This window comes from Streptomyces sp. NPDC093984 (assembly GCF_044764595.1).
Taxonomy (GTDB): domain Bacteria; phylum Actinomycetota; class Actinomycetes; order Streptomycetales; family Streptomycetaceae; genus Streptomyces; species Streptomyces cynarae.
This window is the reverse complement of sequence record NZ_JBIWIM010000009.1, coordinates 223681-237205: the sequence shown is the minus strand read 5'-3', so window position 1 is coordinate 237205 and position 13525 is coordinate 223681. Positions and strand designations below refer to the sequence as shown.

General features: G+C 70.9%; 11 protein-coding genes. 6 read left to right on the top strand and 5 right to left on the bottom strand.

The annotated features are described in order from the left end of the window. The first annotated feature begins 39 nt into the window (after positions 1-39). Positions 40-1077 carry a helix-turn-helix transcriptional regulator gene (locus tag ACIRC0_RS29205; RefSeq protein WP_403621671.1) on the top strand — a complete coding sequence of 346 codons (1038 nt, stop codon included), beginning with the start codon at positions 40-42 and terminating at the stop codon, positions 1075-1077. On the opposite strand, the gene ctaD is transcribed toward ACIRC0_RS29205, so the two are convergent. Beyond that, entirely contained in the window at positions 959-2650 is a 1692-nt protein-coding gene (gene ctaD, locus ACIRC0_RS29200; RefSeq protein ID WP_403621668.1) for a cytochrome c oxidase subunit I, read from the bottom strand. The genes ACIRC0_RS29205 and ctaD overlap by 119 nt on opposite strands. Positions 2651-3083: 433 nt before the next feature. Here ctaD and ACIRC0_RS29195 point away from each other — a divergent pair, with 433 nt between their 5' ends. Beyond that, complete coding sequence (locus ACIRC0_RS29195; RefSeq protein ID WP_388997366.1) at positions 3084-3299, top strand: I78 family peptidase inhibitor; 216 nt, start codon at positions 3084-3086, stop codon at positions 3297-3299. A gap of 102 nt (positions 3300-3401) precedes the next feature. On the opposite strand, the gene ACIRC0_RS29190 is transcribed toward ACIRC0_RS29195, so the two are convergent. Together ACIRC0_RS29190 and ACIRC0_RS29185 are read right to left on the bottom strand one after the other, a co-directional pair. After that, positions 3402-4418: a phosphatase PAP2 family protein gene (locus ACIRC0_RS29190; RefSeq protein ID WP_403621664.1), complete on the bottom strand. Its 1017-nt coding sequence runs from the start codon at positions 4416-4418 to the stop codon at positions 3402-3404. A 240-nt stretch (positions 4419-4658) separates the two neighbouring features. Beyond that, positions 4659-5825 carry a glycosyltransferase family 39 protein gene (locus ACIRC0_RS29185; protein WP_403621661.1) on the bottom strand — a complete coding sequence of 389 codons (1167 nt, stop codon included), beginning with the start codon at positions 5823-5825 and terminating at the stop codon, positions 4659-4661. Between the two features lie 258 nt (positions 5826-6083). On the opposite strand from ACIRC0_RS29185, the gene ACIRC0_RS29180 reads away from it, so the two are divergent. Both ACIRC0_RS29180 and ACIRC0_RS29175 read left to right on the top strand, forming a co-directional pair. Then, positions 6084-7685, top strand: coding sequence for an MFS transporter (locus tag ACIRC0_RS29180; RefSeq protein ID WP_403621658.1), 1602 nt, complete (start codon positions 6084-6086; stop codon positions 7683-7685). A gap of 141 nt (positions 7686-7826) precedes the next feature. Then, positions 7827-9017: an acyl-CoA dehydrogenase family protein gene (locus ACIRC0_RS29175; protein ID WP_403621655.1), complete on the top strand. Its 1191-nt coding sequence runs from the start codon at positions 7827-7829 to the stop codon at positions 9015-9017. Positions 9018-9059: 42 nt separating this feature from the next. Here ACIRC0_RS29175 and ACIRC0_RS29170 read toward each other — a convergent pair whose 3' ends face one another. Then, positions 9060-9497, bottom strand: a complete 438-nt coding sequence (locus ACIRC0_RS29170; RefSeq protein ID WP_403621652.1) for a cell division protein SepF — start codon at positions 9495-9497, stop codon at positions 9060-9062. 333 nt (positions 9498-9830) lie between these two features. Here ACIRC0_RS29170 and ACIRC0_RS29165 point away from each other — a divergent pair, with 333 nt between their 5' ends. Both ACIRC0_RS29165 and ACIRC0_RS29160 read left to right on the top strand, forming a co-directional pair. After that, positions 9831-10985 carry a DUF5685 family protein gene (locus ACIRC0_RS29165; RefSeq protein WP_403621649.1) on the top strand — a complete coding sequence of 385 codons (1155 nt, stop codon included), beginning with the start codon at positions 9831-9833 and terminating at the stop codon, positions 10983-10985. Between the two features lie 141 nt (positions 10986-11126). Then, positions 11127-12410, top strand: a complete 1284-nt coding sequence (locus ACIRC0_RS29160) for a nitrate- and nitrite sensing domain-containing protein (RefSeq protein WP_403621646.1) — start codon at positions 11127-11129, stop codon at positions 12408-12410. Here ACIRC0_RS29160 and ACIRC0_RS29155 read toward each other — a convergent pair. Further along, on the bottom strand, positions 12370-13326 hold the full coding sequence (locus ACIRC0_RS29155; RefSeq protein WP_403621643.1) for an ABC transporter substrate-binding protein: 957 nt from the start codon (positions 13324-13326) through the stop codon (positions 12370-12372). The genes ACIRC0_RS29160 and ACIRC0_RS29155 overlap by 41 nt on opposite strands. Between the last annotated feature and the right edge of the window lie 199 nt (positions 13327-13525).

Sequence of the window (13525 nt, the reverse complement as noted above, 5' to 3'; positions counted from 1 at the left end):
GCGGACAACCCCGGCCGCCGGGCCTGGCAGACTCGGCCCATGCTGGACACCTCGGCCCGACTGCTGCGCCTGCTGTCCCTGCTCCAGGCCCACCGCGAATGGTCCGGAGCCGACCTCGCGGAGCGGCTGGGCGTCAGCCCCCGCACCGTCCGCCGCGACGTGGAACGGCTGCGCGACCTCGGCTACCCCGTCAACGCCAGCCCCGGGACCGGCGGCGGCTACCAGCTCGGCGCGGGAGCCGAACTGCCGCCGCTGCTGCTGGACGACGACGAGGCGGTCGCCGTGGCCGTGGGGCTGCGCACGGCCGCCGGACAGGGCATCGAGGGCATCGGCGAGAGCTCCGTCCGCGCTCTCGCCAAGCTGGAGCAGGTGCTCCCCGACCGGCTGCGCCGCCGCGTCGGCGCCCTGAACGCCTTCACCGTGCCGATGCTGCGCGGGCCCGCGCCGTCCCCGGTGGACCCGGGTGTGCTCACGGAGCTGGCCCACCTGTGCCGGGACGCGGAGCGGCTGCGCTTCGAGTACCGCGATCACGAGGGCGCCGCCACCCGCCGCACGGTCGAGCCGCACCGCCTGGTGTGCACCGAGCGCCGCTGGTACCTGGTCGCCTGGGACCTCGACCGCGACGGCTGGCGCACCTTCCGCGTCGACCGCATCACCCCCAAGCCCCCGCACGGGCCCCGCTTCACCCCGCGCACACCGCCGGCCGACGACCTGGCCGCCTACGTGTCGCGGGGCGTCTCCACACGCGCGTACGCCACGCAGGCCGTCCTGCGGCTGCTGGTGCCGCTGCACGAGGCGGCCGAGCGCATCTCCCCGTCGGCCGGGGCCCTGGAGGCGGAGAGCGACGGCAGCTGTCTGCTGCGCACCGGGGCCCCCAGCCTCGAGGCGATGGTGGTTCATGTGATGATGACCGGCTTCCCCTTCGAGGTCCTGGAGCCCACCGAGCTCACCGAGACCGTCAGGACGGCTCGTGACCGGCTTGATGCCGCTCTGGCTCGGGCTGAGGGGCCTGACCGGCGTACAGCGGATGGTGCAGGTCGAACGCCGGGGACTCCGAGCGGATCCGGGGCAGCGTGACGAAGTTGTGCCGCGGCGGCGGGCACGAGGTCGCCCACTCCAGGGAGCGGCCGAAGCCCCACGGGTCGTCGGACTCCACCTTCGGCGCGTACTGGGCGGTCCGCCACACGTTGTAGAGAAACGGCAGCGTCGACAGGCCGAGCAGGAGCGCGCCGATCGTCGAGACGGTGTTGAGCGCGGTGAACCCGTCGGCGGCCAGATAGTCGGCGTACCGGCGAGGCATGCCCTCCGCGCCCAGCCAGTGCTGCACCAGGAACGTGGTGTGGAAGCCGATGAACAGCGTCCAGAAGTGGATCTTGCCGAGCCGTTCGTCCAGCATCCTGCCGGTGAACTTGGGCCACCAGAAGTAGAAGCCGCCGAAGGTCGCGAAGACGACGGTGCCGAAGACCACGTAGTGGAAATGGGCGACCACGAAGTACGAGTCGGTGACGTGGAAGTCCAGCGGCGGCGACGCCAGGATCACCCCGGTCAGCCCGCCGAACAGGAACGACACCAGAAAGCCGGTCGCCCACAGCATCGGGGTCTCGAACGACAGCGAGCCCCGCAGCATCGTGCCGCTCCAGTTGAAGAACTTCACCCCCGTCGGCACCGCGATCATGAAGGACATGAACGAGAAGTACGGCAGCAGCACCGCCTGCGTGGCGAACATGTGGTGCGCCCAGACGACGATCGACAGGCCGGTGATCGCCATCGTGGCGCCGACCAGTGTCAGATAGCCGAAGATCGGCTTGCGGCTGAAGACCGGAATGATCTCCGTGATGATCCCGAAGAACGGCAGCGCGATGATGTAGACCTCGGGATGGCCGAAGAACCAGAACAGGTGCTGCCACAGGATGGCGCCGCCGTTCGCGGACTCGAACACCTGCGAGCCGAACCGCCGATCCGCCTCCAGGACCAGCAGCGCCGCGGCCAGCACGGGGAACGCCATCAGGACGAGGATCGACGTGAACAGCGTGTTCCAGGTGAAGATCGGCATCCGGAACATCGTCATCCCCGGCGCGCGCATCCCGACGATCGTCGTCAGGAAGTTCACCGCGCCGAGGATCGTGCCGAAGCCGGCCAGCGCGAGCCCCAGGATCCACATGTCGGCGCCGATGCCCGGCGTGTGCTCGTGGCTGTTGAGCGGGGCGTAGGCGAACCAGCCGAAGTCGGCGGCGCCGTCCGGCGTCAGCAGCGACCCCAGCACGATCAGCCCGCCGAACAGGAACAGCCAGTACGACAGCATGTTCAGCCGCGGGAACGCCACATCGGGGGCGCCGATCTGCAGCGGCATGATCTCGTTCGCGAAACCCGCGAAGCTCGGGGTCGCGAACAGCAGCAGCATGATCGTGCCGTGCAGGGTGAACAACTGGTTGTACTGGGTGTTGCTCATGATCTGCAGGCCGGGCCTGGCCAGTTCCGCGCGCATCAGCAGCGCCATGACGCCGCCGATCAGGAAGAAGCCGAACGACGTGATCAGATAGAGGTGGCCGATCTTCTTGTGGTCGGTGGTCGTCAGCCAGTCGACGACCAGCCGCCCGGCCCGCCTCCGCGGTACGGGCCCCGCGATCGCCCGCGCCGTGTCCGTGCCCATGCTTGCCTCTCGCTCGTCGCGCCCGGGGCCTGCCGGCGCCCGCGGCCCGGCACTCCCGCGGGCTCACGTCATGCTGCGCGCGCCGCCGACGGCTCCGACCGCAGACATACGGGGATTCTGTGCTGAAGCCGTGTGTTTCTTATGCGGAGTCAGGCGGCGCGGACGATCCCGGAATCGGATTGGAAAGAGCCGCGGTGAACTGCGTACCCGGCTTTCCGCGGGGTTTTTCCGAACCCCTTCCGACCGTGGTCAAGCTAGTCCCGAATTACGTTCGGCGGCGTGCGCGGCGCGACCGGAACCGCCCGTACGTGTGACTCCGTTGGGGCGAAACGGGTGTCGTGATCCTGTGACAGAAGCGTGATCGGAGGGGTATCTGAGCCTCCTGTGGCGCTCCGGGCTTCCGCCTCGGGAGCCCGCGGCCTACCGTGGCGGCATGGCACCCCATCCCACACCTGACGCCGAACCCGAGGACTCCCCGGAGCGTTACGTCGGCCTGGAGGCCGGGCAGGCCGAGCGGCTCGCCCGCGAGCGCGGCTGGCGCACGGTCCGCTCGCTGCCGCCGGGCTCGATCATCACCATGGAGTACCTCTTCGGACGGATCAACTTCGAGGTCGAGGACGGCAGGGTCAAGCGCTCCTGGAAGGGCTGACCGAACCGCGTACGCCCATGACGAAGGCCCCGGCTCGCAGGAGCCGGGGCCTTCGTCATGCGTGCGGGTGGGTGTGCGTACCGGTCCCGCGACGTGCGCCGCTCAGCCGCCCGCCAGGGGCCGGGCCGAGGCGGTGCCGCGCGAGGCGCGGTCCGAGTGCGGCGGGCGGCGGCTGCCCACCGGGGTGACCGGGGTGCGTTCCGCCCGGGCCATGTGCGGTCCCGGAGCCAGGTACGCCGGTGAGCGTGGGGCGCGGGAGGCGGTCACCGGCTCCCACGCGGGCGCCGGCTCGTCGGCGGTGCGCGGGGTGACGACCAGCGACGGGGCGCCGACCGGGGCCGGAACGCGCGCCGGGGCGGCACGGCGGCTGCGCAGGCGGTCCCGCAGCGCCAGGATGCGGACCTCGGCGGTGGCGATCGGCGACTCGAACCAGGGCAGCGCCAGCAGGATGAGCAGGCCCGCGGCCCAGCCGAGGAGCACGTCGCTCAGCCAGTGCGTACCGAGGTAGACGGTGGTCATGCCGACGCCCAGGGAGGTCACCGCGGAGAGCGCGGACAGCCAGCGTCTGGCTCGCGGCGTGGAGGCCAGATAGGCGAGGATGCCCCAGGTCACCACGGCGTTCGCGGTGTGACCGGAGGGGAATATATCGCCGCCGCGCCACATCTCGTTCGACCCGATGACGGTCGCGTAGTGCGGTCCGAGACGGCCCATGCCGTACTTGGCGGCTCCGACCGTGATGTTGAGCAGCAGCAGCGCCGTGGCCAGGGTGAGCAGCGGGCGCAGGGTGTGCTGCCGCCAGGAGCGCCAGCCGAGCCAGGCCGCGACCATCACCGCGGTGGGGCCGCGCTGGCCGAGCACCACGTAGTAGTCGAGGAACGCGTGGATCTGCGGCCACTGCTGGTACGGCCGGAAGAACATGACCTGCCAGTCGAGCCGGACCAGCCAGGAGGAGACGACGACGGCCCACACGATCGCCAAGTAGAAGGCCAGAGTTGCCGAGAAGAGAACAACTCGGTGCCGGCTCATCCTGGGCACGTCGATGTGGGCCGGTCGGCTCGGCTCACGGTCCAACCGGGCGAAGACCCGCTCCCAACGGCTCAGCTTTCGTTCGGTACGCACTCAATCGACGTTACAGCGGGTGAGCTGTGAACCCGCCCGAATCACTGGGGTCGTGATGACGATGTGATGTGGGATTCCTCTCAACAGGGCGTTTATATCAACGGATTCCGCAATGAGCTGCGCGGAGCGACCTTCAATTCCATTGATCTTCGGGGTCCACGTTTTAATGGCCCATATCCATTCGTTCACCGAATGCTGGGGCTCAATTCCCCGGCCGATCACCGCCAGTCGCCGAGTGGATCACAGCGGACCGGATCCGTTGAGCCACAACGCTCCGTAGACGGCCGATGCCAACGCGACACCGCCGAGCACCGACGCCGACGTCGATGTCCGTCCCCGGGCGAGAGCGCGGGCGAGCGGCAGCAGCAGGGGGAAGGCGGGCATCAGCAGGCGCGGTTTCGAGCCGAAGTAGCTTGCCGCGCCGAGCGCGAGCGCCGTGACCACGCCCGTGTACACGAGCAACGGCAGCGGCTGGCCCTGCCGTACGCACACCACGTACAACCAGACGATCAACGCGACCCCGGCCACCAGACCCACGCCGGCCGGCACCGAGGCCAGGGACGTGAACTTGGCGGCGGCGAAGCGCGCGAAGGCGTAGCCGCCGTCGAAGCCGTTGCGCCAGCCCGCCTGGACGTCGAGGTAGCCGAGCGGGCCCCGGCCGGTGCGGTGACCGACCCACAGGACGTACCCGGCGGCGCCGAGCGGGGCGAGGAGCATCCCCAGCGCCCGGCGAACAGGGTTGCCGGGCCGCCCGTCCACCGCCGACGCGCCCCGGTCGCGTACGTACGCACGGATCGCCGCCACCCACACGGCCGCGACCACGGCCGCACCGACCGGACGGGTCAGGCCCGCGAGCGACGCGAGCACGCCCGCACTCACCCAGCGGTCCGTCAGCACCGCGTACAGCGCCCAGGCGGCGAGCGCCGTGAACAATGACTCGCTGTACGCCGTCGACTGGACGATCCCGACCGGCAGCGCCGCCCACACCAGCACCGCGCACACTCCGACACGGCGCCCGTACACATGGTCCGCGACGGCGAAGATCCCCCACGCCGCGGCGAGCGAGGCGAGCGTCGAGACGGCCAGGCCCGCGTCGGCGTACGACAACGGGGTGAGTGCCGCGCCGAGCCGCTCCAGCCAAGGCAGCAGCGGGAAGAACGCGAGGTTGGAGTGCACGTCGCCGTTCGGCAGACGGACCTCGTAGCCGTAACCGAGCGCGGCGACCCGGGTGTACCACAGCGAGTCCCAACGGGCGCTCAGCAGCGTGTGCGGGCTCGTGCCGCGCGCCGCGCTCCACACGGCGAGCACGACGAGCCCCATGGCGCGCACGGCGGCGTACCCCGCGAGGGCGGGGGCGGCCCGGCGTACGGTGCCGGTGGGGGGCGGGCGCGTTGCAAGATCGGTCACGCGCTCGATTATCGGCGCCGTACGGAACCGCAGCGGTCATCCGCGCGTGGTGGACCGGGGGAGGCGTGGCGCATACCACATCCTCCGCCAGAAGAACGTGAGAGGTCTGCCACGCGACGGCCGGGGGAACTCGCGTACGCTGACGACTCACTCACTTCGTTGCGTGGGCCCGGAGTACCGCTCCTCCCGGCCACTACCGCGGGGACGTCCCCACCTCGTGGATCCGCCGAAGCGAGGGACCATCTGGGAGGTACGTACATGTCCGGGACGACCACGGCCGCCGCTCGGCTGCGCCGTAGGACGGCCGGGGCGGGTGCCAACCGCTGGGTCGTGCTCGTCGTCCTCTGTGTGAGCCTGCTGCTCGTCGCCCTCGACGCGACCGTGCTGCACGTGGCGATGCCCGCCGTCACCGAGGACCTCAAGCCCGGCGCGATAGAACTGCTCTGGATCGTCGACACCTATCCGCTCGTCTGTGCCTCGCTGCTCATCCTGTTCGGCACGCTGGGCGACCGGATCGGCCGCAGACGCGTCCTGCTGCTCGGCTACGGACTCTTCGGAGTCGCCTCCGGCGTCGCCGCCCTCGCCCAGGACGCCCAGGTGCTGATCACGGCGCGGGCGCTGCTCGGCGTGGGCGGCGCGATGATCATGCCGGCGACGCTGTCCATCCTGCGCCAGGTGTTCCCCGACCGGCGCGAGCGGGCGCTGGCGATCGGCATCTGGAGCGCGGTGGCCGCCGTGGGGGCGGCGGTCGGTCCGCTGCTCGGCGGCTTCCTGCTCGAGCACTTCTGGTGGGGTTCGGTCTTCCTGATCAACATCCCGCTGATGCTGGTCAGTCTGCCGGTCGGACGGCTGCTGCTGCCCGAGTCGAGGGGTGACCGGGACGGCCCGTGGGACGTGGTCGGCGCCCTCATGGCGGCGGGCGGTCTCTTCGGGCTGGTGCTCGGAGTGAAGCGGCTCGGCGGCGGTGAGCCGCCGATCGCCCCGGCCACGCTGCTGCCGCTGCTGGTGGGCGCGGCCCTGCTGGCGGGTTTCGTGCGGCGGCAGCGACGCCGCGCACACCCCCTGGTGGACCTGAGGATGTTCGCGCGTCCGGCGTTCAGCACATCGGTGGGGTGCATCGTGCTGGCGATGCTCGCGCTGGTCGGCCTGGAGCTGATCGCGGCGCAGTACCTGCAACTGGTGCTGCGTCTCTCGCCCCTGCAGACGGGCCTCAGGCTGCTGCCGCTGACCTTCGCGGCGATGGCGGCGGGCCTGGCCGGCTCCCACCTGCTGCACCGGTTCGGTCCGCGCCGGATGGTCGCCGTCGGCTTCTGCCTCACGGCCGCGGCGGTGCTCCTGCTGACGGCGATGGGCGGGGAGGACGACCCGGCACTGCTGCTGTCCGGCTTCGTCCTGCTGGGCTTCGGGCTGGAGACCACGCTGTTCGCGGCGTACGAGTCGATGCTGAGCGAGGCGCCGCAGGAGCAGTCCGGTGGCGCGGCGGCGATCGGCGAGACGTCGTACCAGCTGGGCGCGGGCATCGGCATCGCACTGCTGGGCAGCGTGATGAACGCGGCGTACGCGCCCGGGCTGTCCTCGGTGCCCGGAGTCCCGGCGGGGGCGACACGGGCGGCGGGGCACTCGCTGGGGGAGGCGTACGAGGTGGCGGACCGGCTGGGCGGTGCGCGGGGCGCCGCACTGCGCCACGCCGCGCGGGACTCCTTCGTGCACGGCCTGCATGTGACGCTGGTGGTGAGCGCGGGGCTGTTGCTGCTGGGGGCGCTGATGGCGGTGAGGCTGCCGCGGGTGATGCACTGTGAGGCACCTCCGGCCGGGGTGCCGACCTCGCGCGAGGCCGCCGACACGCGCGTCACGGCGTAGCCGGGGCCCCGCCCACTCCTCGGGCAACGAGCTGCCCGGGGGGCCGGCCCGGTACTGGACGTGGAGCGCACCGCGCCGTAGCGTCGGCCCCGTCCAACCTGGCTAGCGCTGTTAGTTTTCAGTGTCACGGAGGCTGCTCCCATGACCACGTCCTCGACGTTGCCGCCCTTCGACCCGGCCGACCCGCTCGGGATCGACGACCTGCTGGACGCCGAGGACCGCGCCATCCGCGACACCGTACGGACCTGGGCGGCGGACCGTGTGCTGCCCCACGTCGCCGAGTGGTATGAGAAGGGCGAGCTGCCCGCCATCCGCGAGCTCGCCCGTGAGCTGGGCGGCATCGGCGCCCTCGGCATGTCCCTCAGCGGCTACGGCTGCGCGGGAGCCAGCGCCGTGCAGTACGGGCTCGCCTGCCTGGAACTCGAGGCCGCGGACTCCGGAATCCGGTCCCTGGTCTCTGTGCAGGGCTCCCTCGCCATGTACGCCATCCACCGCTACGGCAGCGAGGAGCAGAGGCAGCAGTGGCTGCCGCGCATGGCCGCCGGTGAGGTCATCGGCTGCTTCGGGCTCACCGAACCCGACCACGGCTCCGACCCGGCCTCGATGCGGACGTACGCCAAGCGCGACGGCTCCGACTGGGTCCTGAGCGGCCGCAAGATGTGGATCACCAACGGCTCCGTCGCCGGTGTCGCCGTCGTCTGGGCGCACACCGACGACGGCATCCGCGGGTTCGTCGTCCCCACCGACAGCCCGGGCTTCTCCGCCCCGGAGATCAAGCACAAGTGGTCCCTGCGCGCCTCCGTCACCAGCGAGCTGGTCCTGGACGACGTACGGCTGCCCGCCGACGCCGTACTCCCCGGTGTCGCAGGACTCAAGGGACCGCTCAGCTGTCTCTCCCACGCCCGCTACGGGATCGTGTGGGGTGCCATGGGGGCCGCCCGGTCGTGCTTCGAGGCCGCCGTGGAGTACGCGAAGAGCAGGGAACAGTTCGGCAGGCCCATCGGGGGGTTCCAGCTCACCCAGGCCAAGCTCGCCGACATGGCGGTCGAACTGCACAAGGGGATTCTGCTCGCCCACCATCTGGGGCGGCGCATGGACGCGGGACGGCTGCGTCCCGAACAGGTCAGCTTCGGCAAGCTCAACAACGTCCGCGAGGCCATCGAGATCTGCCGCACCGCGCGCACGATCCTCGGCGCCAACGGGATCTCCCTCGAGTACCCCGTGATGCGGCACGCCACCAACCTGGAGTCGGTGCTCACCTACGAGGGCACCGTCGAAATGCACCAGCTCGTGCTGGGCAAGGCGCTCACCGGACTCGACGCCTTCCGATGACCCGGAACCCGGGAGCGGGCAGGGCCGGTGAGCGGCCCTGCCTCAGCTCTGGTTGAAGAAGCCGTCGCCCTGCCGGCTCGCGGTGTCGCCGCTGACGATCTCCGTGTTCGCCGGGGTCAGCAGGAACACCCGGCTGGAGACACGGTCGATCGAGCCGCGCAGGCCGAAGATCAGCCCGGCCGCGAAGTCGACCACGCGCTTGGCGTCGCCGGGCTCCATGTTGGTGAGGTTCATGATGACCGGGACCCCGTCCCGGAACAGCTCGCCGATGGCCCGGGCGTCCCGGAAGCTGTCCGGGGTGACCGTGCCGATCCGGCGGCCCTTCTCCTCCGCCGTGTCGGAGGCGACCTTGACGCGCGGGTCGGTCACCCAGGCCTCGCCGTGCCCCTGGTCCTCGGCGTAGTCGTCGTCGTAGTAACGCTCGTCATCGTTGTCGTCGACGAGGCCGAGCCAGGCACTCGCCTTGCGCACCGATCCCATGGACGCCTCCTCTCACAGCGGTCTTTTTCATGCCTTCCGCAACCCCATGGTCGTCCATGATGCGGATGTGGCGCCAAGGGGATAGACGCCGCGCGGGGGTTTCGTGACGGTACTGGTGCACAGCGGATCCGTCGAGAGGCCGTATGCCCCAAGAGTTCGAGCTCGAACGCCTGCTGACTATGAGTGAAATACGATTTGTCGCGGCGTCCGGGTGACGGCAAGTGCGTACGGGTGAACGAGTCGGCGGATAATCTGCCGCAGCTCGACATCGTACGAGCCACGGGGGAACGGGGGAGTGTCGTGTTCGGAATGGTCCGGCCCTGTCGTCATCGGATGAGCGAGGGCCTGAGGGCCCAGTGGATGGCGCACTTGTGCGGGCTGTGTCTCGCCCTGCGCCGGGACCACGGGCAGCTCGCGCGCATCGTCACCAACTACGACGGCCTGCTGATCTCCGTTCTGACGGAGGCTCAGGCCGAGGGGACCGCCGGGTGGCGGCGCACCGCCGGTCCCTGCCCGCTGCGCGGGATGCGCACCGCGTCCGTCGCGCGGGGCGAGGGGGCGCGGCTCGCGGCCGCCGTGTCGCTGGTGCTCGCCTCCGCCAAGGTGCGCGACCACATGGCCGACGGGGACGGGATGTTGGCGCGCGCGCCGGTGGCGTTCGCGGCGCGCCGGGTGGCCGCGAACTGGGGCCGGGCCGGGGCCCGTACCGGCTCCGGCATCGGGTTCGACACCGCCGTGCTGGTGGACGCCGTGGACCGGCAGGTGGGCATCGAGGCGCTCGCCGGGCCCGGCACTCCCCTCCTGACCGTCACCGAACCGACCGAGACCGCCACCGCGGCCGCCTTCGCGCACACGGCGGTTCTCGCCGGGCGCCCCGGCAACGCCGCACCGCTCGCCGAGACCGGCCGGCTCTTCGGGCGGCTCGCGCACCTGCTGGACGCCGTGGAGGACCGGGAGGCGGACGCCGCGTCCGGAGCCTGGAACCCGCTCACCGCCACGGGTACGTCGCTGGAGGAGGCCCGTCGCCTCGCCGACGACGCGTTGCACGGGATACGGCTCGCGCTGCGCGAAGTCGCCTGGGGGTCCGGGGGCTCCCCGGAAGGACACAGCTCCGACGGGCGGCTCGCGCACGTCCTGCTCGTCCACGAGCTGCGGCGCTCGGTCGACCGGGCCTTCGGCACCGAGTCCTGCGGGCACGGCCCTCAGGGCGCCTTCGGACCTCCCCGGCAGGACGGTCCGCACACCACGGACGACCTCTCGAAGCCCGGCAAGCGGGGCTTCCTGGCCGGCTGCGCGGTGGCCGTGGGGCTGTGCTGCACCTGCCAGGTGTGCTGCGCCGACGAGTTCGAAGGACCGTGGTCGCGGCAGAGGCGTGAGGGATGGTGCAACAACTGCGACTGCGACTGTGGCGATTGCGGCGACTGCTGTGAGTGCTGCGGCAACTGCTGTTCCTGCGGCGACGGGTGTGACTGCGGCTGCGACTGCTGAAACGCCCGCTGTCCAAAAGATGTCCGGCACGTAAAACAAGCACATGATCTGGTGACCGGTGCGCCGTGGTGATCGTTGGCCGGGGGCAGAACGATTTTCTGCCCCTCCGACCATTCGTCCTCCATATAAGGCACTTCATCAGTGGACGTCACACCCCCCACCACCCGCGCCAGGCTGCTGAGGTTCCTCGTCCTCGCCCTCGCCGTCCTGCTCGCCCTGCTCGGCGCGGCCGCCGCCCAGCAGATCTCCGAACACCGCGACGCTGCCGCCACCGCCGACCACGCCCGGCTCGAGATCGCCCTCCAGGGGCTCGTCCACGAGCTGCAGAAGGAACGCGGGCTGACCACCGGATACGTAGGCGGCGTACGGCAGTTCGGCGCGAAGCTGCCCGCGCAGCGCAGAGCCACCGACACCGCACGCGCCCGGCTGGAACGAGAGCTGCGGGGCCGTGACGATGCCGCCGCCTCCGTGCGCGCGTCCCTGGGACGGCTCGACGGGCTCACCGCGATCCGCCGGCACGCCGACGACGGCACCGGCACCTTCCAGGAGACCTTCGCCTCCTTCAGCACCGGCATCACCGTCCTCGACCGGCTCGAGCTCGGCCTCGACGACGTGTACGACGTCCGGCTCCACGCCGCCTGCCGGGCGCTCGACATCCTCGGCGACGCCAAGGAGTCCGCCGACGAGGAGCGCGCCATCGTCCTGGGCTCGCTACGCGCCGGACGGTTCTTCGGCGACGACTACAACCGCTTCCTGCAGCTCCGCGCGGCCAGGCTCGCCGCCCTGGAGAGCTTTCCGCGCTCGGCCACCGCGGCCCAGCGGCGGCGCCTCGACGCCGCGCTCGGCACACCCGAGGCCGAACGCGCCCTCGCCTATGAGAACGTCGCCGTGCACGCGGACGGCCGCCTCGCCACGGCCGCCATTCCCCCGATGGCCTGGTGGGAGTCCATGACCTCCGCCGACGACGGACTGCGCGCGGTGCAGATCTCGCTCGGCAAGGACGTGGAGGAGCGCGCCACCGCACTCCGGAGCGCCGCCCGGCGCGATCTGCTGCTGTTCGTGCTGTTCGCGTTCGGCACCGTCGCCGCGCTCGGCCACCTCGCCCTCGACTGCGTCCGATCCGTCTCGACTCCGCTCGCCGTCCTGGCCCAGCAGGCACTGGAGGTGGCCGCCACTCAGCTGCCGCGCGCCGTCGCCGCCGGGCGGCGCGGCACTTGGGGCGAGCACCCCGGCCCGCCCGCACCGCTCGCGGTGCCCGGCCGGGCCGGGGCCGAGGTGCTCCACGTCGCCGAGGCGTTCGACCGTGTGCAGCGCGTCGCCTTCGACCTCGCCACCGAGCAGGTGGTGCTGCGCCCCGCGTCCCTTGAGGACGGAGCGGAACCCTTCAGTTCTTCAGCTCCGGAGGTGAGATCTGCGACGTGCTGATCGCCGAGTCCGTGGTCCCCCACTTCTTCAGGATCTTCTGGTACGTTCCGTCGGCGATCAGGTGGTTCACCGCGGACTGGAACGCCGCTGCCAGCTTCGTGCCCTTCTTGAAGGCGAAGCCGACGTCGAGGCGGTGGTACTCGTTCAGGAACCTCAGCCCCGGCTGCTGAGCGACCGCGTACCGCAGGCCGTTGATCGTCGACATCACCACATCGCTGCGGCCCTGCTGCAGGGACGACCACAGCGCCCCCGACTCGCTGTACGTCTGCACGCCGTACGCCTTTTTGCCCGCGTCCGTGCAGACGTGCTTGTTCTCCTCCAGGGTGGCCTCGAAGGTCGTGCCGGCGCCGGTCGCCACGTTCAGCCCGCACAGCTGCTCCAGATCGGTGATCTTCGTGAGGCCGCTGTCCTTGCGGGCGGCGAAGCCCTGGCCGTCGTTGATGTAGGTGACGAAGTCGATCGTCCTGCGCCGCTCGTCGGTGACACCGAAGTTGCTCGCACCGAAGTCGTACTTGCCGCTGCCGAGCGCCGGCAGGATCGCCTCGAAGCTCGCCGGTTCGAGCTTCAGCCTGATCCCGAGCGTCTTGGCGACGGCGGTGGAGAAGTCGATGTCCTGCCCGACGAGCGTCTTGCCGTCGTCCAGATAACTGGTGCCCGGCAACTGGCCGGAGACGGCAACGCCGACGGTGAGGTCGTGCACGCCCGCCGGCAGCAGCCTGGCGGCGGGCCCGTACGCCCTGACGGCCGACACGACGTCCGTGGCCGGGATCTTCCCGGTCTCGGCCGCGGCCCGGGCATCGTTACCGCCCGAGCCCGACGCGTCGCCAGAACCGCACGCGGTGAGCGACAGAGCGGCCGAGACAGCAAGGGCAAAGGCGGTGAAAAGCCTCTTGTTTGTACGTGTCAACGTACGCATGGGTCAGCGGTCTCCTGAGAGCGGAAGTGACAGCGCGCGAGGGAACGCGAAGGAGGGAAGGCGCGTGTGAAGGCGTGGAAAGCGCGTATGGGAACGCGAAAGAGGCCCTGAGGATCAGGGCGTACAGGGCGTGCAGGGCGTCAGCTCAACAGGAACAGGACCACACGCGACCGAAGTCGATGTGGGAGCGGGTGACCAG

Bases quoted from the DNA above. Each gene is read 5' to 3' on its own strand.
- ACIRC0_RS29205 (WP_403621671.1), top strand. From the start codon at position 40: ATGCTGGACACCTCGGCCCGACTGCTGCGCCTGCTGTCCCTGCTCCAG.
- ctaD (WP_403621668.1), bottom strand. From the start codon at position 2,650: ATGGGCACGGACACGGCGCGGGCGATCGCGGGGCCCGTACCGCGGAGG.
- ACIRC0_RS29195 (WP_388997366.1), top strand. From the start codon at position 3,084: ATGGCACCCCATCCCACACCTGACGCCGAACCCGAGGACTCCCCGGAG.
- ACIRC0_RS29180 (WP_403621658.1), top strand. From the start codon at position 6,084: ATGTCCGGGACGACCACGGCCGCCGCTCGGCTGCGCCGTAGGACGGCC.
- ACIRC0_RS29175 (WP_403621655.1), top strand. From the start codon at position 7,827: ATGACCACGTCCTCGACGTTGCCGCCCTTCGACCCGGCCGACCCGCTC.
- ACIRC0_RS29170 (WP_403621652.1), bottom strand. From the start codon at position 9,497: ATGGGATCGGTGCGCAAGGCGAGTGCCTGGCTCGGCCTCGTCGACGAC.
- ACIRC0_RS29165 (WP_403621649.1), top strand. From the start codon at position 9,831: ATGAGCGAGGGCCTGAGGGCCCAGTGGATGGCGCACTTGTGCGGGCTG.
- ACIRC0_RS29155 (WP_403621643.1), bottom strand. From the start codon at position 13,326: ATGCGTACGTTGACACGTACAAACAAGAGGCTTTTCACCGCCTTTGCC.